This is a genomic window from Nostoc sp. C052 (genome assembly GCF_013393905.1).
Taxonomy (GTDB): Bacteria; Cyanobacteriota; Cyanobacteriia; order Cyanobacteriales; family Nostocaceae; genus Nostoc.
Genome location: NZ_CP040278.1, coordinates 82447 through 105746, shown reverse-complemented (window position 1 = coordinate 105746; position 23300 = coordinate 82447). Strand labels below are relative to the sequence as shown.

Annotated in this window: 24 protein-coding genes; 8 read left to right on the top strand and 16 right to left on the bottom strand. The window is 39.7% G+C overall.

The features are described from left to right. Positions 1–5 precede the first annotated feature (5 nt). Together FD723_RS40230 and FD723_RS40225 are read left to right on the top strand one after the other, a co-directional pair. Complete coding sequence (locus tag FD723_RS40230) at positions 6–1100, top strand: hypothetical protein (protein ID WP_179070746.1); 1095 nt, start codon at positions 6–8, stop codon at positions 1098–1100. Positions 1101–1111: 11 nt separating this feature from the next. After that, positions 1112–2188 carry a hypothetical protein gene (locus tag FD723_RS40225; protein WP_179070745.1) on the top strand — a complete coding sequence of 359 codons (1077 nt, stop codon included), beginning with the start codon at positions 1112–1114 and terminating at the stop codon, positions 2186–2188. On the opposite strand, the gene FD723_RS40220 is transcribed toward FD723_RS40225, so the two are convergent. From FD723_RS40220 to FD723_RS40205, 4 genes are all read right to left on the bottom strand, one after another. Beyond that, complete coding sequence (locus FD723_RS40220) at positions 2182–2553, bottom strand: hypothetical protein (RefSeq protein WP_179070744.1); 372 nt, start codon at positions 2551–2553, stop codon at positions 2182–2184. The two genes, FD723_RS40225 and FD723_RS40220, sit on opposite strands and share 7 nt — an antisense overlap. Positions 2554–2798: 245 nt before the next feature. Beyond that, positions 2799–3500 (bottom strand): hypothetical protein, encoded by a 702-nt coding sequence (locus tag FD723_RS40215; protein ID WP_179070743.1) that lies wholly within the window; start codon positions 3498–3500, stop codon positions 2799–2801. A gap of 99 nt (positions 3501–3599) precedes the next feature. Then, positions 3600–4679, bottom strand: a complete 1080-nt coding sequence (locus FD723_RS40210; RefSeq protein WP_179070742.1) for a hypothetical protein — start codon at positions 4677–4679, stop codon at positions 3600–3602. Continuing rightward, entirely contained in the window at positions 4666–5193 is a 528-nt protein-coding gene (locus FD723_RS40205; RefSeq protein WP_179070741.1) for a hypothetical protein, read from the bottom strand. Before FD723_RS40205 ends, FD723_RS40210 begins: the two co-directional genes overlap by 14 nt. A 6-nt stretch (positions 5194–5199) precedes the next feature. Here FD723_RS40205 and FD723_RS40200 point away from each other — a divergent pair, with 6 nt between their 5' ends. Further along, positions 5200–5598, top strand: a complete 399-nt coding sequence (locus tag FD723_RS40200) for a hypothetical protein (protein WP_179070740.1) — start codon at positions 5200–5202, stop codon at positions 5596–5598. Positions 5599–5686: 88 nt separating this feature from the next. Here FD723_RS40200 and FD723_RS40195 read toward each other — a convergent pair whose 3' ends face one another. From FD723_RS40195 to FD723_RS40185, 3 genes are all read right to left on the bottom strand, one after another. Further along, on the bottom strand, positions 5687–6961 hold the full coding sequence (locus tag FD723_RS40195; RefSeq protein WP_179070739.1) for a hypothetical protein: 1275 nt from the start codon (positions 6959–6961) through the stop codon (positions 5687–5689). 184 nt (positions 6962–7145) lie between these two features. Continuing rightward, positions 7146–7421 (bottom strand): hypothetical protein, encoded by a 276-nt coding sequence (locus FD723_RS40190; RefSeq protein WP_179070738.1) that lies wholly within the window; start codon positions 7419–7421, stop codon positions 7146–7148. Positions 7422–7427: 6 nt separating this feature from the next. Then, the gene (locus FD723_RS40185; RefSeq protein WP_179070737.1) at positions 7428–7901 is read right to left on the bottom strand and encodes a hypothetical protein; all 474 of its coding nucleotides are present in this window, start codon (positions 7899–7901) and stop codon (positions 7428–7430) included. Between the two features lie 90 nt (positions 7902–7991). Between FD723_RS40185 and FD723_RS40180 the strand changes: the two genes are divergently transcribed. Next, positions 7992–8402 carry a hypothetical protein gene (locus FD723_RS40180; protein WP_179070736.1) on the top strand — a complete coding sequence of 137 codons (411 nt, stop codon included), beginning with the start codon at positions 7992–7994 and terminating at the stop codon, positions 8400–8402. Here FD723_RS40180 and FD723_RS40175 read toward each other — a convergent pair. The 4 genes from FD723_RS40175 to FD723_RS40160 all read right to left on the bottom strand — a co-directional run bounded on the left by FD723_RS40175 (position 8395) and on the right by FD723_RS40160 (position 14107). After that, positions 8395–10830, bottom strand: coding sequence for a hypothetical protein (locus FD723_RS40175; protein WP_179070735.1), 2436 nt, complete (start codon positions 10828–10830; stop codon positions 8395–8397). The genes FD723_RS40180 and FD723_RS40175 overlap by 8 nt on opposite strands. 16 nt (positions 10831–10846) lie before the next feature. Beyond that, positions 10847–11005 (bottom strand): hypothetical protein, encoded by a 159-nt coding sequence (locus FD723_RS40170; protein ID WP_179070734.1) that lies wholly within the window; start codon positions 11003–11005, stop codon positions 10847–10849. A gap of 11 nt (positions 11006–11016) precedes the next feature. Continuing rightward, positions 11017–13239: a hypothetical protein gene (locus FD723_RS40165; protein WP_179070733.1), complete on the bottom strand. Its 2223-nt coding sequence runs from the start codon at positions 13237–13239 to the stop codon at positions 11017–11019. A gap of 121 nt (positions 13240–13360) precedes the next feature. Then, entirely contained in the window at positions 13361–14107 is a 747-nt protein-coding gene (locus FD723_RS40160; RefSeq protein WP_179070732.1) for a D-Ala-D-Ala carboxypeptidase family metallohydrolase, read from the bottom strand. Between the two features lie 199 nt (positions 14108–14306). Between FD723_RS40160 and FD723_RS40155 the strand changes: the two genes are divergently transcribed. Continuing rightward, on the top strand, positions 14307–15821 hold the full coding sequence (locus tag FD723_RS40155; RefSeq protein WP_179070731.1) for a DUF4942 domain-containing protein: 1515 nt from the start codon (positions 14307–14309) through the stop codon (positions 15819–15821). Positions 15822–15895: 74 nt separating this feature from the next. Here FD723_RS40155 and FD723_RS40150 read toward each other — a convergent pair whose 3' ends face one another. The 5 genes from FD723_RS40150 to FD723_RS40130 all read right to left on the bottom strand — a co-directional run bounded on the left by FD723_RS40150 (position 15896) and on the right by FD723_RS40130 (position 18930). Beyond that, positions 15896–16213, bottom strand: a complete 318-nt coding sequence (locus FD723_RS40150; protein ID WP_179070730.1) for a hypothetical protein — start codon at positions 16211–16213, stop codon at positions 15896–15898. A gap of 139 nt (positions 16214–16352) precedes the next feature. Continuing rightward, complete coding sequence (gene cas5d, locus FD723_RS40145; protein WP_179070729.1) at positions 16353–17051, bottom strand: type I-D CRISPR-associated protein Cas5/Csc1; 699 nt, start codon at positions 17049–17051, stop codon at positions 16353–16355. Continuing rightward, positions 17038–17472 (bottom strand): hypothetical protein, encoded by a 435-nt coding sequence (locus FD723_RS40140; RefSeq protein ID WP_179070728.1) that lies wholly within the window; start codon positions 17470–17472, stop codon positions 17038–17040. The genes cas5d and FD723_RS40140 overlap by 14 nt, the downstream gene beginning before the upstream one ends. A gap of 79 nt (positions 17473–17551) precedes the next feature. Beyond that, positions 17552–17869 carry a hypothetical protein gene (locus FD723_RS40135; protein ID WP_179070727.1) on the bottom strand — a complete coding sequence of 106 codons (318 nt, stop codon included), beginning with the start codon at positions 17867–17869 and terminating at the stop codon, positions 17552–17554. A gap of 92 nt (positions 17870–17961) precedes the next feature. Next, entirely contained in the window at positions 17962–18930 is a 969-nt protein-coding gene (locus FD723_RS40130) for a hypothetical protein (RefSeq protein WP_179070726.1), read from the bottom strand. A 120-nt stretch (positions 18931–19050) separates the two neighbouring features. On the opposite strand from FD723_RS40130, the gene FD723_RS40125 reads away from it, so the two are divergent. From FD723_RS40125 to FD723_RS40115, 3 genes are all read left to right on the top strand, one after another. Next, complete coding sequence (locus tag FD723_RS40125; protein ID WP_179070725.1) at positions 19051–20286, top strand: WYL domain-containing protein; 1236 nt, start codon at positions 19051–19053, stop codon at positions 20284–20286. Between the two features lie 241 nt (positions 20287–20527). After that, positions 20528–22159: a DNA sulfur modification protein DndB gene (locus tag FD723_RS44035; protein ID WP_179070724.1), complete on the top strand. Its 1632-nt coding sequence runs from the start codon at positions 20528–20530 to the stop codon at positions 22157–22159. Positions 22160–22284: 125 nt separating this feature from the next. Beyond that, complete coding sequence (locus tag FD723_RS40115; protein WP_179070723.1) at positions 22285–23187, top strand: ArdC family protein; 903 nt, start codon at positions 22285–22287, stop codon at positions 23185–23187. The last annotated feature ends 113 nt before the right edge of the window (positions 23188–23300 follow it).

Sequence of the window (23300 nt, the reverse complement as noted above, 5' to 3'; positions counted from 1 at the left end):
AAAATATGACTCAAAAACAGTTAAATTTAATTCAACCCTATCCGCAAAAAAACTTGATTCTGAATGGAGAATTTTTAATTTCTCAACGTGGGACAAGTTTTGACTTTGCTACACCGTCAACTCCACTTTTCTCACGAGCTTACACTGTAGATCGGTTTTATTTTGAGTCACAACCCTTGCTAGCAGGTGGTTCTGAAGGAAAAAGTCCGCAAGTAAAAGTTACTCAAGAATCGTTTATTCAAGGTAGTAAAAATATCCCAGCAGGCAATCCTGAAAAATTTCTAAGAGTAAAGTTTATCGATGCAGGAATAGCACTACCTCCAAATTCCTATACGATTACCAATACAGTATTGGATGCAACGCAGTATCTTTTTGGGCAGACAGTTACATTATCTTTTTGGGCAAAAACTTCAGTTCCCAATCGCAAAATTGGCACAAGATTAGTTTTTACCACTTTCATTCCTGCCGAATCCAATGAGATATTTTTCAAAACTGTAAAAACTAGGAGTGAGAACAAATGGTATAAATTTGTTGAAACTTTTAAAGTTCCCGCATCTTATCCCAATTACAGCGCATCAAACAATCCCAGCAGCTTTTGTATGGTATTTCAGATGATGTTCCAGTGTGGATCTGATGCCTCCAGTACCTGGAATACAACCGCGACTTTGGCGATCGCCGGGGAAACCATTGATATTGCCAACTTGAAGTTAGAACTTGGCGCTGTGGCGACGCCAATGCCCAAAGAAAGCTATTTACAACAATTACTGCAATGCCAGCGTTATTACTGGGAAGCTCCACACCAATATATTGTAGATGGTTGCACCGCTCCATTTGGGGCACCTGGAAGTGCAATATTTATGATGAAATTCCCGGTAATAATGAAACAAGTGCCTATTTTGAGCGTTAGCAGCAGTTTTTTAGTTCACATCCCAACGGTAGAAACTACCAATAGACCATTTACTGGAATTGTGAATATAACTCCTGAATGTTGCCAATTTGCAGTCAGCAGCATTGCCGCTACCAATTCATTGCCTTGCTTTTTGGAACTGAGAAAAACTAGTGGACAATATTTTCGAGTATCTGCCGAAAAAATTAATTAAGTATAGAAAAAATGGTTTACAAACAACTTGTTGTTCCCGACAAATATTGGAGAGAAAATAAAATCCTCAACGGCGAATTTTTAATTGCCCAGCGAGGAACGACTTTTAACTTTGCCCCATCTTTAACTGGAGGAGCTTATACTATTGCTTGTTTTGATAGATTTACCTTTGGAACGCATATTGCAAGCAGTCTCGATTTGGGAACTGGCGAAAAATTCCCGCAAGTCAGACTAACTCAAGAATCGTTCGTTCAAGGAAGTGGGGACATCCCTCCAGGTAATCCTGAAAAATACCTGAGACTTTACTTTCTCGATGCCGGAGCAGCACCCAGTCCCAACTCTTTCATGATTTTAAATAGCGCTTTGGACGACCCCAGGTCTTTGTTAGGACAAACGGTAACTGTATCTTTTTATGCAAGAACTTCAATTGCCAATCGAAGAATTGGATTTAGGTTGCACACAGCAGACAGTTCTGTGAATAACCACAAACAGATTTTTAATAAAACAGTTACAACCGATGGCAGCAAAAAATGGAATAAATTTGCTGTAACTTTTAAAATTCCTAGTTTTCTGGAAGACTATAATCTCATCAATATTATATTTTTTCAGTTCATGTTTCAGTGTGGCTCCAACGTCAGCAAGCTCTGGACTACAAGCGCTACTTCAATTACTCCTGGCGAAACTATCGATATCGCAGACTTAAAATTGGAAATTGGCGATCGCGCTACCCCAATGCCAAGAGAATCTTATTGGCAGCAATTACTAAAGTGCCAACAATACTACTGGGAAGCTCCCGATCGCACGATTTTGCATGGTTTTAGTACTGCTAATGGTTCGAGCGGCATAGTTTTTGCTACTGTAAAGTTTCCCGTGCCAATGAAAAAAATCCCAGGAATCTCAATTAGCAGCCAAATCTATGTCCATTTACCTGGGATTGAAATAGGTAACAAAAATTTTGGTGGACTTTGGCTTCTAACCCCAGAATTGTGTGAGTTTGGTATACTCACCACTTATCCCTTTCCAGCAGCGGCGATCGTTGAAATTAATAAAAACAGTGGACAACATTTTAAAGCAGATGTAGGTTACTGAATTTTAACATTACTATTAGCTTGAGTTACCCCAGCAGCAGCACCAATCGCCAATGAGGATAAGTTTAATATGGCATTAAATTTGACCTCGCTAAAGCTTGGATCGCGAATGGCTGCTATTGTTAAAGCAACTCCGCTAATTATCAACATCAAAGGAATCAGGGATTTTTCGAGCAATGCCTTAGCGCTATTATCAGCTTGAGTTACCCCAGCAGCAGCGCCAATTGCCAATGAGGCCAAATTCAAGACTGCGTTGGATTTGTTTTCACTCAAGTTGGGAACAAGAATAACTGCTATTGTTAAAGCAACTCCGCTAATTATCAACATCGAAGGAATAGCGGATTTTCCTAATACTCTTTCCAACATAATATACACAAAATTAATTATGACCATTTTATAGTTTTATCGAAATACTCTCCTCGGTGGAATCCACGGATTGAGTTATCAAAGGATGATTAAGTTGACAAATAAAATTTTGTTGGATAATCTATGGGACAGGCATATATTTGTATGGAAGTATTACCAACCTGTTTTAAACAACAGGTTTTATGATTAATCACAAAAAAGCCCTTTCGGTTTGATTCCGAAAGGGCTTTTTTTATTTTAAAATCCTATTTATTTTTTTCTTTTTCTATCTGGCTCAATCGCCAGATGCGATAATTGCTGCGTGTGAAGAAGTTTGCTGCGATGGTTGCTGATAGAAAAGCAGCATCCATTGCTGTTTCATAACCAGAAGGGATGATACTAGAAGAACCACCACCTGTTCCCCATCGAAAACATTTACTTCCATTGATGGTTGTAATACAAATTTCGGGGAACGTTTCTACACCGTCTTGGGTTAGGCGAAACATCTCGCTACCCATCTGGTTTTTAAGCAGGTTTAAAACCGCTTGGGTAATGCCAACTGCTCCAACACTATCAAGATGGGAATAATTTTCCTGGTTCTTGAAAATTCTTTCCACCTTTACCGGATGAGTAAAGGAAAGAAACATTTTTTCGATTACGACTGGGGCTAAATATTCTGCCGACCCTAATTTTGGATCTACAAGCGGTTTTTTAGTTCCTGTCCCAGTAGAAGAAACTCGATAAATTTGCCGAATTCCATCTTCTTCGACAGCTTGAAACCAATAAGCTTTGGCGATTTTACCCCCATCTTGGGGGTCTTGAGGGTGCCTCGCCAAAATGTAATTTTCCAATTCGCTAACACCTGAAAGTAAATCTCTCAATCCACAAACAACGCTCTCACTACCGTACACTTGGGCTTGATAGTAAGAGATACCCGTGAAATGGGAAACATTTTTGATTGCCAACATATTGTTCTCCAAAAGATAAATCACGCCAAATCCAAAAACTTAGCGTCAGTAATAATACTTATATTTATTGTATCATATCAAACAAGCATCTCAGTAGAGCTAATAGTCTAAATTTTTCAACGACAACTTAAATTTCGCCGTTGCCACTCCACTATTAAAGTCTCCAGAGACATCTTCGATGCCCATGCCACCCTCAAATTCCAAGCCATCTAATTCCCCGATTCCCACCAAAAATACCCCGATTTCTGTATCTGTTGGCGGGATATAAATCTTACCCGAATTGCGTATATGCTGAATTAGCGATCGCATAATCATTTTGGCATCAGTCATATTTTGTGACATTACCAATACTTCTACAGGTAGGTCAAAGGTAGCTACAGGATAATCAAACTCGTTGATTCCTGGCTGGGACTCGATGACATCCATTCTGTATGGAGTGATCACGTTTCTAATTGGTAACTCGCGGATGACTACACATGGTAATTTTTCAATTTGATATAAACCTCTGGTGAATTGGGTGTATGGGATAACCGAAAAATTTACCTGTACTACTTGCTTCAAGATGGGTTGGGGCAGCTTGATTTCACCAGCGACGATTTGGGCAGGAATAGGAGCGCTGCCCATTGGCTGGACGCTAATTTCAATGATTTTATCGAATTCATATCCAACTGGTTTTTGCACCTTTCCCGTAGCATCAGTTCGACTCATGTAGGTGACAAAACAGGGAATTTTCAAAAAATCAGGAATTGCATAATTCAACAAATACTCAGTAATTTCAAAATTTACTTCATAACCAAAGGAAATTTCCTGAACGCTGCTATGGGGTAGTATCTTTAAAATAAATTGAATTCCCCCTTGCCATTTCAACATTCCTTGGCGAATTAGTTCGATATTTTGAAAATGTCTTTCTATACTTCCTTGCCAATTTTCCCCATCAAAATAGGCATATTCAAATTCAGAAGAAAATATTTTAGAATCGACTAACTTAACTGCTACTTGTACTTCCCCCCGCTTTTTCACCTCAAACCCAAAAAACCTTTGTGCCAACAAAGGATGCACCGATGGATAAACCAGTATTCCGGCTTCGGACTTTGCTACAAATTCGTCGTGCTGTAATTCTAAATTGGCGATCGCCTCAAAACGAGTAAAATCCGAGCAAAAGCTTCTAATTATCTTCACGAATTTTTGGGAATATTTCTTTTAAAGTGGATTTTGCATATTCTCTAGTTCTTTCAGAAGTTTCACTCCAGCTTCTTCTTCCTGGAACGTTGATATGAGTGGTACTCCTTCGCAAGAATACTCCATTCCGGGCCAAGAAACCGCGCATCCTTTCGGTAACTTTAATTGTTGCCCCTCGGTCTTGAACCTTGGCAATCATACTGGCTCTACCTGCTTTGATGCCAAAGACAATGCGAAATTTGTTGCCTTCAGTGGCACTTTCTATTTCAATAAAATTGCGAATGCCGCTACCATCGGGATTTCCTCTTCTATTATAAAGATACAAAGTCACTGGAGAAAGTCGTGGCCCAGCCCCTCCTCTCCCCTGAGTGCGAAGATGCTCGCGATAGCGAGTATTGAAAAATTGAGCGCAATTTGTAGCCCAAATTTTTCCTAATTCGGGTAAATCAAATTCGAGTTTTCTTAACTTGGCTTTTAGCTGTCCCCATTCATTCTTAACAATTGTTACTTTCATTTGATTATGGATAATTTATGGTTCGACCAACAAGCTTTTATTGATGCTAGCAAAGAGCAAGGAGGAACGCTAGAGATTTGCTCTATGCAGATCACTCAGCCATCTGATGCTTTCTACGGAATTCCAGAACAAAAAGAATGGACTTGTAAGCCCTTAAGTGGCTACAGTATCACTGAAAAAATGTCGTTGGTAGCTACTAACAATGGCACTAGCGCTATTAAAGACTCTAAAGAAATAGTTTATGTCTTCCCAGATAATTTCAATCCGGCAATGGTGAATGAAAATACTTATTTTAAGGTTAAAGGTAGATTAAGCCAAATTACTTTGATTGATACGATTGTCCACCGGGGTACAACCATCCTTTACAAATATCAAGTTGAGGAAACAAGTTTGAGTGTGGATTAGTAGTAGCAGTCAAACAAAACAAAATAGTCCAATCGGCGTCAATTGGACTATCTATTACTTGTACTAATAGCTATACAAAGATTCTATCTTAGTCTGCTACCTTGTGGAGCATCAATCCATACTGGGTTGTAGAAACATTAGTTTCGTTTCGGAACGTAACGGTACAAGTATTTAGATTGTTCATTACACTAGCAAAATCTGTACCAACAGTTTCGCCACTATTTTTGTCAATCACTTTTTCCATAACTTTAAAGGAATTAAAGCCATGATTTACCGTAAATACGGTATCACCATCAACAACAACACCAGTTGTTAGATCAAAATATAAATCGCGTTGTTGAATTTGAGTTTGTAGCCCATCAATTCCAGCTTGGTAGGTTTGCAGGTTAACGGCATCTCTAGCTAGAGTAGGATCTGCTAAATTTGTAAGAACGTATCCATTCAAATCAACATCACCATCGGCTGGGAGAAATGCATTTAAAGGATTATTCAATACAAACGCCAGCAATCCGGTTATCTGTTCTACAGATAGAGAACCAGTAGCTGAACTTAAATTGCGGAGTTGATTAATAAATACAGGATTTAAGGTAATCCCGCTCGCGTTGGTGATCAGTTGGTCGGCATCGAGTCTAGCACTAAAGGTAATCCCATCTCTTGCTAGAGTATTGTCATCAGCAATGACTCTATCGTTTCCTTGCCACCTAGCCCAGCGCAAGGGTGTCGTACCAACGACTGTATTAGCAAATATTTCTGGCTCTACTAAAAAGTAGATGGTGTTTGCAAAATTATCTGTGCCATTTTCTACTGAAACCAAGACAGAGCGAACGATCTCTGCTGATTCATCAAAATCTGGGGCTGGAATCCATGCTCCAGTTTGAGCAAGCCAAACTCTGTTATCAGGGTCGGGTACAGCTATACCATTGGCATCAACTCCTGCTTGATGAGTTGTGAGGATGCGAGCATTGATTGGCACATTACCATCAAATGATGGGGTGCTAATTGCTAATCCAGATAAATTAACAGTTTCGTTAGCAATTGCATATACAGGATCTTTGACTGTAAAGCCAGAGATTGCAGCCTGTACCTTGAAATCCAATAAATTATTTAACTGTAAGTCTCCAGCCTGGTATGACGCTTCTAACGCTTCAATTTGAGCAACTAAATCGCCACTTACTTGTGTAATTGCTGCTTGGCGAGCTTGAGCTTCTGTGGTATCGCCCAGAGCAATTGCTGCTGATAAGCTTGATTCGGCAGTAGTTAAATCTGCCAATCTAATAGCATCACCTGCTCCCGATGGCGCACGGAGATTAAGAATCGTACCTTTTTGGTTGAAATCTAGACTAGTGTAAATTTTCTTGGACATTTTGCTCCTAAGTGAATATAAACGATGAAAGCCCTGGCGGAAGAACCGACAGGGCTTTGTATTTTTGTGGTGAAAATAAATTTAGATCGAGTCTTACCAGTATTAGGAATCAAGACTGATTTACTACACCCAATGATATAGCATAAGTTTTTTGTAAGCCTCGATAAATATACGTAGGTTGTGTTTAAGCTTGTGCATGAGTAGGAAAGACAGTATTTTCATCTCGTTGAGCAACAATCACTTCTTGTCCCTCTTCTAAATCAAAGATCGAACCAACTTTGTTAGCAAATAAAAATTGCCGATATTGAAGATAATCTCCTCCTTTATCCAAAATAAAGGTAGGCAAAAATCTCCCGTCATAAACTGTTGTGACTTTCTGCTGTTCTTGAGCAATCAAATAGCCAAATTCAGCCACCGGAGTTCGGTAGATGTGTTTTTCCAATTCTAAAAAATAGTCCATACTGAATTATGAAATTACTACTATAAACTCGTTGATTGCTGGAGGCATGGCAAAGCCAAAACCCATTTGATTTAAATTGCTTTTCAAAAGAAAAATATTGCAATTTATTTGTTCTAAGCGATCGCCATTTTCTTGCCAAACTACCGCATGTAAATCCATCCGCCCTAAATTGTGAGTAACGATGATTTCCTTGTTGATACCGTCGCCAATAGCTTGTGAATAACTGAGTTTTGCCGAAGCTGGGAAGGGATTGGTGCTGGCAACAAAAGGAAGGACTTCTTTAGTAACGGCATCAAAATAAAATGGTCGCAACTTCCCATTCTGACGCACCATAAAAATCCAGGCATCTCGCCTGAGAATTTCTCCTTCACTTAACCCATTGGTGATTTCAGCGACGCTGGGCATCTCGGAAAAAACTTCCCACCTAGCTTTTTGTAAATAATTAAATCTCAATTCTAATGTGTCTCTATATTCTGGCATTTTCCGCATCCCCGGATAATTTCAGTAATTTTACTCGGTAGAAAGCGCTCTGTAACAGCTATAAGGAAATGACATCCGTTTTTGCAAAATATGAAAATTTACTTAATCCTTGCCTGCTGTTTGACAATTGCTGGCTGTACTACCTCAAAGGTTGAATCTACTTCCTTGCCAAGTCCAGTAGCTGCTACTCCCATACCAAAGGCAAATGAAGCCGAATCTCCACCACTGGGATTTTATCTTTGCCAAAATCTAGCCTATCAAGATTCGGAATACAGTTTTACTTTGAACGCTAACGGGAAGTATGTAAAAAAAGATTCCCAAGAACAAGGAACGTATTCTTACAGCGTTAACGAAGAGGGAGTTGTTTCTATTCAATGGCAGGGACTGTACGCACCTTGGGACATTAGCGTTTACCGAGAAAATGAAGGTAAAAAAATCATCGCTTTGAGCAGTTCCCAAGAATCAATCGAACGGTATATATGTCAATTACAGGCTAGTTAAAGAATACCCTCCCTGTAGTTGGCTCGGAGAAAGTGAGGGTAACTGAGTTCGTATTGATGTAATCAACAGTTCCCTCTACCCTCCTGCCGTTGCCAGCAATTGTGTCAATGAAAGTCACGGCAGGATATTTTAGTAAGTTATGGTAAACCGTAATCGACATGGTGGGTGTAGCAATAATTTCCAGGTAATGTTTATCTGCTACCACCGATTTTTCTTTAATCGTATCTCTGATAGAAATCAATAGCTCTTTCAAGGTTTCGTTTGGCATACAACAATCCAAAAATGGTTGAGAACTGTGGAGTTCGGGAACTTTATCTCCTCTCAATCCTGCCAATGTCCGCAATTCTTGTGTGAGCAATGGCAGAATTTCTTCTAGCAGCATTTCTTCTTCTGGTGTATCCAAACTTGTCGGTAAACGCAAGGGGATCTTAAAAATTAAGCCCACATAAATTTCTGCGGGAACGTTTAAGACATAGTAGAAAGTTTCAGATTGAACTATTTCAGTCTCTAAACTTAGCCCAGCGTAGCGAATATGCGTATCTTGTTTCGGTTTGAATACAAATTCCATGTAAAGGTTGGTTGTACCTTCTTGAAATGAGAAGCTTGGCGATCGCACATTCATTTCTTCATCAGCAAACCAAAACATAGTCGTGGGTTTGATTAAAAACACCTCTTCGTCTGTTTCTAAAACTAAAGTCCAAAGCTCCCCATTGTTGACTTTTGCCAAAATTGGATAAATATCTGCCCAAGAATATTCGTGTTCTGGTTTGATTTCTACTTGATATTTTGTAATACTTACAGGAGTCAAAGTACTAAAACCTCCGAAGACGTTACACAAGTACCCAGAAACCAAACTATTGATTGCCATTGTGTCTACTGGTTCAAAGTCAATCTCAATTGAAAATGTTTCCGAGGGATAAGCTGCCGCAGACAAAGGTCTGGTGTTTTTGGAAGCAGATAAATATGGCAATCCTTGGTCGTATTCATCAATGTATGTTGCAATTTTAATCGGTTCTTCCAGCACAAAATCATTGAATTCATCAAGAGTCAAGTGTTGATTTGGCTCGTCAGCAAATATCCCACCCAAGTCTATTGTCAGCTGCAATTCATCCCCAGGCAGTAGAAAAGCAATTCCTTGCGTACAGCCAACCGATTCGTGATAAATTCTTCGTACCTCTTGGTACTTATAGATATCCCAAGCTGCATACCACAATTCACCACCAGGGAATCCTAGCAGTGGAAATTCAATTAAATCAATGGTGAAAGTTTCTGCACTTAAGGTTTCGACAAAACCCAACTCTGCAACATCAAAGCTATCAAAATTAAGCGTTTCTATACCTGGATCGACAGAAATAGTTTTTGCCCACCACTGCCCATCCCAAAAATCTGGTTCCCAGACTCCCCATGCGGTTTCAACACTAACATTCTCCAAGGTGTAGTATTCTGGGTTAGTCTCATAGGGGTAAAGATCGCCTCCATAAATGTAAAATTCGCTGCTGTTTGGGAGGGTAGGTTGAGGAACCGATTGATTGTTGACTGTGACCAACTGCCCGTACTGTAACCCATCTAATTCTATCCAAATGAAAGTTTGGGTTTTAATATAACTATCATCTCTTTCTAGTAACAAGCAGGAGCAGTGCCCCGATAGTTCAATCCAGCCGAAGATAGTGGCAGTAGTGGTAGCTGGCAAAATTTCTATATTTAAGGTGAGAATGTTGGGGAATATCTGATTCCATTCCCACTCTTTTAAATAAAAATGCATCCATAGCTCTCTATCCCCCAAACGCGATCTATCGTAGATAGTTTCGTGTGGTGGCAGGTAATTCCACGTCTTGTCGCTCCACAAATCTAAATAATCCCATACCGGATAGGGGGATTGGATGCTGTAATAATTTGCTCTATATTGTTGCCCCCAGTGGTTTCCCCAAGCAAGGTTTCTTCTTTCGGGGAATGTTTTGTTTAAATGGTCGTCATAGACAGTTTCGTAATCCCACCAACCAGGATGCCCCTCATCTGCATATTGTCCAAATGGCAATTTTAGTAAAAACCGTTTTTTATCATCGAAGCGCAACCAAATAGCTACAGCTTCTCTAATTCCTGCCTCCGACCCTTTTATTTGCCAATAATTCCATGCCCTAGAAATGGCATCAATCTTCCAAGCAATTGGCCAGTCCGGGTTTATCCCTATGCCCAGCCAATGATCTTCAATCATCCCTAACCCCACAAACTGCCCTAGCCAGTCGAGGTGATCCCAAGAAAGCGGATGATTCGGATCGTAATAATATTCTTGCCCAGCAAACGCTTCATAAATTTTATCTAGCTCTGGCTGGATTGCGGCATCACATATATGCCGCAAAAGCCCTTGCTGTTCGTCAGCAAGTCGAGCATAAATAGGTAGGTTTTCATAAAAACGTCGGCGATATGGCATAACTGTTTTTGGTTGTTTAACCTAATTCTGAATCTAGTCCGTAGATATCAATTGCTTGCCAATCGCAATTTTGAGGAAAAAGGGCTTGCTCGTACAAAAGCATAATATGCATTTTTTGCTCAATTCTCTGTGGAGATGAGATAACCTGGGAAGGAAAATTGGTTGTTTGTAACATTCAATTTTTACCTAAAATTCAAAAATATCAATAGCTGTATCTTGACTGGGGTCAAAAGCAATATTTTCCCCAGCTACCCCATAACAATTGTGCGTAATCACTACTAATCTCAATTGTTCCGCCTTTTTAGCAGCAAAAGCGATTACTAACTGGTAAGGAGAACGACTAGCTAAAATTGGCGATCGCACTCCTAGTAATTGCTCGTTGACGTATAAAGCAGATTTGAGCGAACGATCTTGCAATGTCGAAGTTGTTTTGAGTGAAATGACTTGTCCAGGGGTGGGGAATGCCAAATTTGGTGCTGGCAAAGGCGGGATATCGTGACGCAAGGTGATTGGCCCATCGTAGGATTCGCTGGGCAACTGGATTGGCGCATCGAAATCGTAACTTTTAATTGGGGAACTCGGCAGTGAGGGTAAATGCATCCCCACCAAAGACTCTCGCAAACTGGAATTCACCACATGAACAGATAATCCACCTCCTTGGGTGTGCAAAACTTGTAAAGGAGGAGTGAGAATAGTTGCTCCCTCCAAAAAGTTTGGCTCTGCAACGCCAACACCTTGGTATTCGGTATAAGCAAATTGAAATTGCCAAGTCTCTTGCGAACGAGGTGGATAGTAAACCAAAGCACTGTAAGTTTGATTGGGAACCAATCCCTTACAAACTGGCGCATCAATCCTGCCGGGATAGTTTTGAATAAAGGCAAAACAGCCTTTTTCTTTCAGGGGAATTGTCACCACTCCATTGGCATCGGCAGTTACACTAACCAATTTATAAATATAGAGAATTGCTGCTCTGGCGCTATCGGTGATCACAATAAATGGCTCTCCGTCTTGGGGCAATTCAAAAGCAGCAATATCGTCGCTAATTCCCGGTCGGATATTGATGGGCGAAATCGTTGCGCCATTAGAAAAATAGCCATGCTCGCACCTCAGAAAAGGAACCGAAAAACCGCTTCCCGCAGGATAAATAATTGCCGGCACAAAGAAAGCCTGAGAACCGGGACGGATAGTACTGTTCTCTCCGGCAACCCATTGCAAAGACCCACTCCCCCCTAAATTACTAAAATTCCCCAGCGCTGATTGTTCAATCCCATCAATCGAATATATGCGGTGATCGGCTTTGTCGGCGCTAAAAATAGAGCCAAGTGGAGCATTGGTATTTAGTCCAGTGGCTAATCTTGCTCGTCCCGACCCATCGTTACTGGCAATCACCACAGTAACCCCTAACTTTTGGGTAACTTTTTGGTTTGTGAACCCAATGCGTTGGTCGTTGCCAATACAATAACTCCCATTCAAACTATTAGCAGCAATCCCTGCCTTCCCTGGATTCCCAGAAGCTTGCCCTGCTGATAAGTTAATAATTACTCGTTTGATTACCTTTCCCTTACCTGGAACCCCACGACATATTTCGTGGATTAATCGGCGAATAACTTCATTATTGAGTTCGTGCAGCAACTGCCCATTGGCCACCGAAGAGATTAAATCTTGAGCAATCTCCCCTTCTCCTCCATACCCTTGGATATAGCCATCTTCTTGATAATTTTGAACTCGTTTGATAATGCAAATTGGCAATATCTCAATTGCATCAGGTAACAATGTATAGGCAACCCCGTCTTTGAGATTGGCATCTAACGCCCAAACTCTCAGATTGGGCGAAAGCAAATAACCTTGATCTTGTTTGTTCACGATCGCTAATCGGCGATCGCCATTCGCCTCCAAACTCGTGTAATTAAGAAACTCTTCAGCAGTAATTTGAGTATTAGACAAAACCAACATCCAAAAAGCTCGATATCTGCGAGAATTTTCCAAAAGTGGAGAAGTAATAATGTTGTTGGTATTTGGCTCTCGATAACGAAAGCTAACCCCAATGCTAGGATCTTGAGTTATCCCAACCTCGGCGATAAAACCAACTAACGATAAAAAATCATCCCGCTTCACAACAGTAGTTGTACTTTCCAGAGGCGGAATTGCAATAGTAGTATCAATGGGCAAGCTCTCGGTTGGATAAGTACGCAATAAAGCCTGTCCTTGAATTTTTAATTTGTTCTCAACAATTTTACAAATTGGCGGTACTTGCCATCCCTGCGGTCTGGACAGTTGGAACAAATAAGCCACAATCTGGAATCCCAAAGCAAATTCTTGCGCTAGGGGTACCCTCGGTTTAGCTGGACTATCTGGTGCTTCCGGTTTAATCGCAATATCATTGATTTTTTTTTCTAGGGGATTTGCCATAAATATTAAGTAATAAAAACTCAAAAGCTCTTTTATTCCAAATAAAAGAGCTTCATTTGTCCATCTAACGACGTATATGTTATCACTAGCTTTGCAAAAATATCTACTTGCTGATTTTTGGCTAATAACCAAAAATTACCCGTCCTGAACTTCTAATATCAACATGATAAAAACCTTTCCCGGTGCTGACGCCATCCCCTAATCCTGTAAATTTGCTGCTTTTCAATATCAGCCATAATTTTGAGAAATTCCCATTCAAAGGTGATATATCTAAAGCTTTAAAATAAATATGCTGTGATTGTGGTCTTCCTCCACAAGCTTTATTGATATCATGCGGACGGTTCGGACGAAACCCGCTGGTAATTGCCAGTGGCGAACCAAAACTATCGCGCACCTCTCCAAAGGCTTCAGCCAAGTTAACCGCATTGATCACCTCTTCTACTTGTGTGGGAATCCGAGTGCATCCTTTGGTTGCTTCTCCCCACGTCAAAGGGATACCCGGTAAAATCAACTCGTTTTCATAAACAGTTCTCCCTGTAGGTAGGAGCATCGATTTTCCAGTTTTTGAGCCTAAAACATCACTCGCTAGTAATTTTAAATCTTCCTGTTTGGCGATCGCCTCTGCTGCACATTCACGTTTTTCCCGCAATTCCAGCAAAGCCTTGGCAGTGGTTGTACCTAATACTGCTGGATGCTCTAACCATACATCCTCTTTGAATTTACCAAAAGCTAATTTTGTTTGAGAACCAACAATTCCATCAACATATTGCAGATATCCTCCTACTTTTAGGCACTCTTGAATCTCTGTTATCAATTCTTTAGGTAAGTCATCAATTTCTAAAGGTGCAGTAATTTCAGCTAATTTCATTGTCCTTCCTGGGAATTACTTTTTAGTTGTAGCTGAATATTATTTAACTGGCAATTTAAACGCAAAAAGCCCAACTTTAAAAGTTAGGCTCAAAAGAATGGTATCGCTATCAATTTTAACTCAACAACTTACAGGTATAAATAAATACTAATTGTTATAATATACATAGAACTAACTACAAATAAATAACCAAACAATAATGTTAGAAACTGAGCTTTTTCCGACCCTAGATCCGGTAATTAGGCAAATGCTAAATCCGTTTATAGAACGGAATGGATCGGGAAAAGAATGCTTTACTCATCAAGGTTCTGCTTTTCTAGACCCATCTGCTGGACTTGGAAATATTCTTGACTATCTTTGCAACAAGCTTGAGGTAGAAAGGTCAAAGCTTTTCGCTATAGAAATAAACTCGGATCTGCGTTATACATTACAGGGAAAAGGTTATAGAGTAATTGGCATTGATTTTTTAGAATATGACGAGCCTTTGCTTTTTGACTTAATTTTAATGAATCCACCATTTAGCCAAGGTGTTTCTCATGTTTTAAAAGCCTGGGAAATTCTCAGTGATGGGGGAAATTTAGTAACATTGCTAAATGCGAATACACTGTTAAATCCATACACCAAAGAACGAAAGCAATTATTGCATTTACTGGCATCTTGCAATGGTGAAGTTTACGATCCAAAAGCTAATTTAGGTGAGTTTCTTGCCAAAATAGAGTCGCATGGATGCCTCGAATGGCTAGGACAATGTTTTCTCGAATCCGAGTGTCCTACCGATGTTGTAGTAGTGCTTGTGAGGCTAAACAAGCCAGTAAAAGAGCAATCCATTAATTTTGAAGGAATTAATTTTGACTTAGATGAAGAGATTGCCTCTGGAAAATTTGCTCCCAATACTTTGGCACATAATGACATGGTTGTTAATTTGGTAGCTCGGTATAATGCTGCCAGAAGAATTCTAATCGAGTGTCATGACATGCAAGATAGATTGGAATTTTTTCTCAATGGTATTAGTCGTCCTGTTTACGATTCTAGAGAAATTTTGAACGAGAACTTTTTGTTAAATAGCTGTTCGCTTAACGAAAAACTAATGGTTTTAAAATCTCGGTTTTGGAATACAGTTTTCAACAAGACAGAATTGGGTAGCAAGACTACTACTGATTTTCAATTGAAATTCAATGAGTTTTCTTTAACTCAAAGTTCTCTGAGCTTTACTGAAGCAAATATCAAAGAGATTTTATTCATGTTTATGATTAACATGAATGAGATCATGAATGATAGTCTTGTCAAGGTTTTTGACGAGGCAACGTCGCATCACAAAGATAACAAAGTGAGCGAAGGTTGGATAACCAATAAAAGTTGGAAGTTAAACAAACGGATAATTATGCCTAATGGAGTTTATTTTGACAACTTTAGATTCAGGCTTCTTTATTATCAAGAACCTTTTTTAAACGACTTGGACAAGATTATGTGTTGGCTTTGCCACGCTAAGTTTAACGAGATCCACACATTAGCAATGACAATTAGTGATTTCTGCAATTTAGCTTATGAGACAGGAGAGTATAAAAAACCATTTCAAAGTACCTTTTTTACAATTAGAATTTATAAAAAAGGTACAGTACATTTAGATTTCAAGGATCTCAAGTTACTTGAAGATTTTAATCGGAAAGCCGCAGAGGGCAAGAAATGGCTTGGTTCTGAAAATCCAAGCGATTAAATTAAGCCAATAAAAAGGTGCTAGCAAATAATATTTGCTAGCACCTTTTTGGTTTTTACTTTAAATAGCGATCGCTATTTAGTTTCATTCGATTCTTCACAGGCAATATGCCCAACAATGAAATCGTCGTACTGCACAATCAACAAGCGAATTGACTCTAATAGTTTGGTCGCTTGTTCTGTGGAGACATGATATTGGTCAACAATATCTGCAATGTGTCCCGCCAGATAGAATCCTTCTGGTTCGCAAGCATTCATGCCATCGACCCAGAGATCGTAGATATGCCTGCCAATCTCCGGCGAACCACATACATTTATGCCTTCGGCAGTTGCTGCTAATACGCAACGTTCGTGCCAATTGTTGGCAAGTTGCAATTGTTTATATTCTTCCATGAGATCCTCGTTTAATTATGTAATACCCATAGATATCTGCGTACTAATTTGTTGCCAAATTGTTGGTGTATACTTAATTATAACATTTGACAATGGAGATAATGAAAAAGGCCGTACTTTTGCAAGTACAGCCTTTTATCTAAGATTCAAGAATATGATAACTTAAGTTTTTGGGCAACTTAATTTCATTTTCTAATTTAATGTATTTAGCTTCTGCCACCAACTCTTTAATTAAACTAACTGGAGGCATATTTAAAACATCATAAGACAAAATTTTGCATCTTTGGGGGATATCTAAAGGATTGAGATATATTTTACAGTTAAATTTTCCCTCACCTATACTGAATCTCTGTTCTTCAACAGTAACTTCAGCTTTACCATCCCACTTTCCTAGCCTTATCCATTGAGGGATTTTAATGTTGTTATTCTCTTGAGTTATTAAGAAAGCCGTAAAAGCCACTTCTGGAGAAATAACTTTATTCCTACCAATCAATGGAATATTTCTAGCCGTTTGCTCTCTTTTAGCCATTTTCAAATGATACTTTTCTCCATTGAAGCCAAAAGACCAGCTTTGTGTGTCAGATATTTGCGCTCCAGATTCCGCAAACGATATCATTGCTGGAGTCACATAAACGTTCATGCAATTTACTTCTGATAAATGCTTACCATATAAAGGAATTTGCGGATTTGGAGAATGGTAATTACTTTTGCAAAAGCCTAATGCATAAGTCAATGCATAATTATGTATCACGGGAATTGTTTCCCACAAATAGCCAATTTCTCGACTTGAATAAAAAAGAAAGTCGTGCATAACTATTTTTAATTCATATATTCTCATACATTTTTTTTCCTTTAGGTGGTAGTGCGTGAACTTTGTCGCAACACTCGCTGTCAGATGTTATAAACCATCCATCCGAGCGTTTCTCAAGATAACGTCCAGAACCCAAAAAGCTAATTCTGGTGATTCCTTTACTTTCTGCTAGCTCAATAATTCCGCGCAAGCTACCTCGTTCTTCGTTTCTTAGTCCGTTTAACCAATAAGGAGCATTGTGCGAACCATCACCATGTAAAATTGCTGTTTTTGCCGCTGATTCTGTTTCGGTAAAAAAACTGCTGGATGCTGCATATTCAGCCTCTTCGTAAGGATCGCTCGAAGTAGTTGAATCAATGCTGTTCCAGTATTTCTCAATTTTTTCTTTTGTTGAACTATCTTCACCGTACAATTCTACAAAAGCAGCAAATAACTCTTGAAACTTCATCTAAACCTCTTCAAACTACACTAAATTTATCCACTTTACATTCGCTACTAGTGGGTAATTGCAATTGTTTTTCAGTTCATTAACTTGACTTATCTTCAGGAAGATAATACTTCCCTTGAATTGCTGCATCAAATCGAAGCGAACGGGATTCTTTCTCTTCAGTGATTAATGCGATCGCATCATCGCTCTCTGCATACTCTGCCAGCCATTTCCTGGCAGTTGGCGTATCTGCAAACGTTGTCCACGAATAATTTTTCCCAAACTGTTCGGGATAAGGAAAATCGCCTAATTCTCTAATTTCAGCAGGTGATTCAGGAGCGCATCCTTGGGAATATTCGTAAAAAATTTCCCGGTTTCCCGATAAGTCGCCACTGAGAATTTCTCGTAAAGTAGTCATATCTGGCTCCGTGTTATTATTCTAATGTCATTGTGCATTCTGTAAACAGAGTGCATCTAGGCTGTGTTTGCAGTAACACAGCCTTTTGCTTTTTAGGAGGGATACAGCACATCATGAATATGCCGATAGGGAATGTTTGCCGCTAGAGCTGCCAAATAATCCTCCCTACCATTGCCAATCATTTCTACTTCCTCGTAACCATACGAGAAGTAATCGTGCATTGCATACTCGATCATTCCCGCCTGGGGCTTACGAAAGCTTTGGCGATCGGCTGTTCTTTTTAGCTGTCTAAACTTCTGGGACTGCTCCATATATACCAAGCATTCATCTCCTTCCCAATTGGGACAATACAACTGCAAATCAATCGGAAAGCAACTTTGCAAGAGCTTGGCTTCTTCAAATAATTCGTCAATCGTTTTATGTTTCGCCACAATCCCAGCTTGGTTTGAGATTGTTGCAATGAGATCCCCATCTGCTTTCCACTGGGTTACTTTTTTAGTAATTCCCGGAATTTGCATCATTTTCTCCAGCGTCACCATCCCCCCATCGGGGTTGAACACTAAAGTTTTGTCCCGGTCGAGTAACCTCAAAACCCGTTTCCCCTTGGTATCTTTAAGTGGTGCATTAGAATGCCAAGGCTTTCTAATTTGATGCACGTAAGGCTCGTATTTGCATACTGTTTTATCAACAATATACTGCGGAACTTTATGTACACTTCTCGATGGACTGCCATCGGGAAAGAGCGTTCCCTCAACATTTATCTTCTTGACAACATACCCATTGGCGATCGCTAAATCAATGTAGCGCTGATAATTCCGCCGCTCCATCGAAGTGTTAGACATCGCAATCGGCGTTTTTTTCTCGCCAATGGCAATGGCAAATTGCTCGTAGTTCCAATCGTGAGAAGCTTTTTGGTTTTCAACTACATATAAACCTTCGTCATTATAAATTCCAGAGAATTTATCCGACTCAAGAGGATTATTTTCGCCAACCAAGGTTTCGGCGTGTACTGTCTTACCACTGCCTGCCGCACCGCTGATAATGTACAAAATCAATTCCATACTTGCATTCCTTGTCTTTCTTATAGACTAGGGGACACTTTTTCCGAAGTCAACACTTTTCATGGTAAACTAGGGGACACTTGTATTGTAACACTTGCGCAGTAAGAATTCTAGCCTTCAATGATAAAACCAGATAGACGAATTAGCATCAAAGTGCCACGAACTTTGGAAAAAACGTTAAGAAATGTTGCGTTTGCAAAAAATAAAATTTATGGTGGTCGCGGTAGTATTACAGCGTTGTTACAGAGTGTAGCCTCGCGAGAATTATTGTTTATGCCATTAACTGCTGATGCTAACTTACCGGAAGTTAGCGGTATATTTTTTTGTTATGACGAGGAAGGACAAGTTTTATATATTGATAAATCTGAAAATTTAAAACATCGCTGGCAAGATTCTAATTTAGAATTAGCTGATATTTTGAATCGGGGTGGAGTCGGGGTTGCTTGGATGGAAATTTCCCCAACTTCGCTGACCGAAATTAGCGATATTTTGATTAATTTATTGCATCCCCAGTTAAATTATGCAAATGAAGATTTCAGCGCAATCCTGAAAATTCCTGAAACTGTCAAGGAAAATCTTGCTAATTTGGTTAACGAGCAAAAAAAGGAAAATATCGGAGATTTGCTCGCAGCGATCGCGACGAAAAAATTAATGTTATTTCCTACAATTACCGAGGGACAACAAAAAGCCCTGGTTCGAGGAATTTCTTCACTAGTAGAGAAATCTAATTATGAAGATGCTAATTTATTGCTTTTGATTGCCAAACAGCTTTTTAGTGAAAATGCACCTATAAATGCAGAATTAGCTCGTTTGAGCGAGATGCAGCTACCTTGGGTGCTGGAAGTTGCAGGATTAATCGAAAAACAGCAATCATTTACTCTAATTACCGATAGACACAGCTATTGCTGTCGGTACGCAGAATTTTGGAATGCCCCAGTGGGAGAGCAGCGGACATACCTTCGCTGTTGGGTAGAAAATATTTTTAATTCTGATGAACCAGCAGAACTCAAGCACAATCGGATTTTTCGTTTGGACAAAACTTCCCGAATCCAGCCATTACCCAATACTGCCTGGAATTATCAAGGTTTGGATGAAATAGAAGTGAAATTGTATTTAAGTTCAAGCTTTAGATACACGCCAAAACCTGAAGATGTTAGCATCAAAACTATAGAATATCAAAAATCTCAATATCTAGAAGTGATCAAACGAGTAAATAGCGTATTTTGGTTTTTTCAAACGATACAGCGCTACGGCGATCGCGTGATTGTTTTTTCCCCAACTTATGTCCGTCAAAGATTTGTCGATCAATTACGGAATTTAACACGTTTGTATGAGGAATTTGAGAAAAACCTCTAAAAGCGATCGCGTCTTCCTGATTTGAGCTTGAGTTAATAACGAGATTGCAACTGCTCCGGCAACGACAAGGATTCAGGCTTTTTATTTGCTTGTCCGCCAAACAACATATTGGTGAAGCCCTGTATCACTGGCTTTTGACAGCTTTAAAAAATATATATTTTTATTATCTGTTTGCCCAAACACTAAAAGTAAGGTATACTTCAGAAAGTAGCAAATTTTTATAAGCTACTTGGAGAACAAGATGCATTCAGATTCAGATATAGAAAGCATGGATACTGTAAATTCTCAAGAATCAGCTATTTCCTTTGATGCCATCAAAGGGAAGCAAGGCATTGGTGATTGCTATTTGGTTTTCATCCCTTTTGCATTACTGCCAAAATTGCCAGTAATGCGATACCCGGATGATTGCCCCCCTCAAGAAAAAGCTCAAAGAAAGCTAATTAAGTCTCACGCCAACGGTTTGCGTGATTACCTTGTCAAAGAATCCGACAGTTTTATGTTGCCGACACTTACGGCTAGTGTCGTCAAAGACCCCGACTCGGATGCAGAAGGGCTGGGGATGGAATTTGACTCTGGAAAGGTGACATTGCTGCCTGGTAGCAAGTTAGTATTCAACGATGGACAGCATCGCGAAGTCGGTGCGAGAATGGCCATCGCTCAAGAAGCGAGCTTGGCAGATAAAACTTTACCCGTTCTATTGTTTCCCGACTACGATTTATCCGTGTCTCAGCGAATGTTTTTCCTGATTCACGCCAAGCAAAGGTCAGCCTCTACAAGCTTGCAGGTTGCTTACAATACCTTTGAAGCCGAATCGAACTTCACTAACGATTTAACTACACAAACGCCGATCTTAAAAGCGTTTACAGATCGCGAGAAAACCTCGCTGTCTGGTAAGAACTCCAATCTATTCACCTTATCTTTGTTACGGAAGCTGACTATAAAAATGCGGAACGATTCTACTACGAATCATCAGCAATCTTTAGAATTCTGCTCTAGGATTTTTAAAATCCTAACAAAGGTGATTCCTCATTGGTCGGAGGCACTAAAAAAGACAATTACAGCCCCGGAAATCCGCAAATATTATGTCAGCACTCAATCAGTAACTTTGCAAGCCTTGGCTGAAATAGCTTGTGAGCTTAGAGACAAACACAAACCAGAAGAGTTAGAAGCACTGTTTGCCCCACTTAAAGATGTTGAGTGGGAAAAAAGTAACCCTGACTGGGAAGGTAGAGTTGTCCACCAGTCTTTTGAAGAAGGGATACTGGTATACAAGATTCTTTCTAAGAAAGACAACATAATCGGGATGCGGGTTTATCTCAAAGTAAAAATGGGATTGCGAATCACTGAAGATGAGTATAAGTTGGAAAGCTTGAGCCAGTCGGACTTTTTCAAATCAATCCCTTCACATTGCCTCCCAGAAGTTCATCAATTAGAAATATCTGAATTTTTAGAACCAACTGCTACTACTTCAGAGGTTCCTGGTGTAGAAGAAGCACCACCATCTGCTACTCCAGAAGTTCCTGGTGTAGTAGAAGAAGCACCAACTACCACTCTAGAAGTTCCTGGTGTAGTAGAAGAAGCGCCACCAGATGCTACTCCAGAGGTTCCCGGTGTAGAAGAAGCACCACCAGCTACCACTCCAGAGGTTCCTGCCGTAGTCGAAGGAAAACCACCAGCTATTCGTAGGGAGAGGAAGAAACCATCTTCTGATGGTGAACCAAAATCAGTCAAATCCAAGGCGAAAAAATCTCAGTCTAATCCAGAGGAGCTACCACCCACACCCACGACTAGTACAAGAAAGCGTAAACCCAAGGCAACTAGCGCAGAACCTGAAAATACAGAGACAAAAACTGCTGTTGGGGCAACAGCTTGACCTTTAATTGACTGTCTTACTTCAAACCAGAGAATTCTCTCTGGTTTTTTTGCATATATAAACACTACTTGTATAAATTAATACTTAGAATTGTTAGAATAAAGGTGTAGTATATGTAACACAAGATGGCTGACGATAAATATCAAATCGTAACCGATCGATTGCTTGAAATAATGGCAAAGGGAACTCTGCCTTGGCGTAAAGAATGGAAACCAGGTAGCAGAACTTATCGCAACCTAACGACAGGGACTGTTTATCAGTCAACCAATACTTTAATTTGTATGGTTGATTCGCTAACTTTTGGCTACGAATCCCCATTTTTTGTAACATTTAAAGCAGCCAAAGCTAAAGGTTGGAGTATCAAAAAAGGAGCAAAAGCTACTAACCTTTTGAAATTTCGACCAAAAACTAAAGAAATCGAAAAAGAAGATGGTGAAAAAACAACAGTTTCTTTTCCATTTTTTGACTGGTTTCAGGTTTTCAACACAGATTCAATCATTGATTCTCGTGCTGAAGTGAAGATTGCAGATTTAACCGCAAAGTACGATCTAGGTATGCCTTCAGAAAAAGAAAGGTATGAAAAAGCTGAAGCGATTATTACTGCTCAAAAAGCTAATGTTTCCTATGGACATAGTAAAGCCGCTTATGCTCCTAGTGAAGACATAATTCTGATGCCAAATTTGGAGCAATTTACTCATGTAGAAGCTTACTATTCTACGCATCTGCACGAGCTAATTCACAGGACAGGTCATCCTTCTCGATTAAATCGAAAAATGAATACGGATAAAAATTCCTCAGAATATGCTTTTGAGGAACTGATCGCCGAATTAGGAGCAGCCTACGTTTGTCAAGAGGTAGGAATCAAATCGAGTTTAGAAAACCATGCCTCTTACCTAAATCATTGGTTAGGACACTTAAAATCGAATGAAAAGGCAATATTTACTGCCTCTGGTGCTGCTACCAAAGCAGCAAACTATATATTAGAGAATGCTGGGATTATTAAAGAAAAAGCACTAGCAGCAGAATAGATGGCAAGATATTACCAACTAGTGGAAAAATTGAATAGAGAAATATGCCAAACCATTCTCGAAAACTATGGTTTCGCTGTTTATCAAGACACTAGTCTAGGAGATTTAAGGGA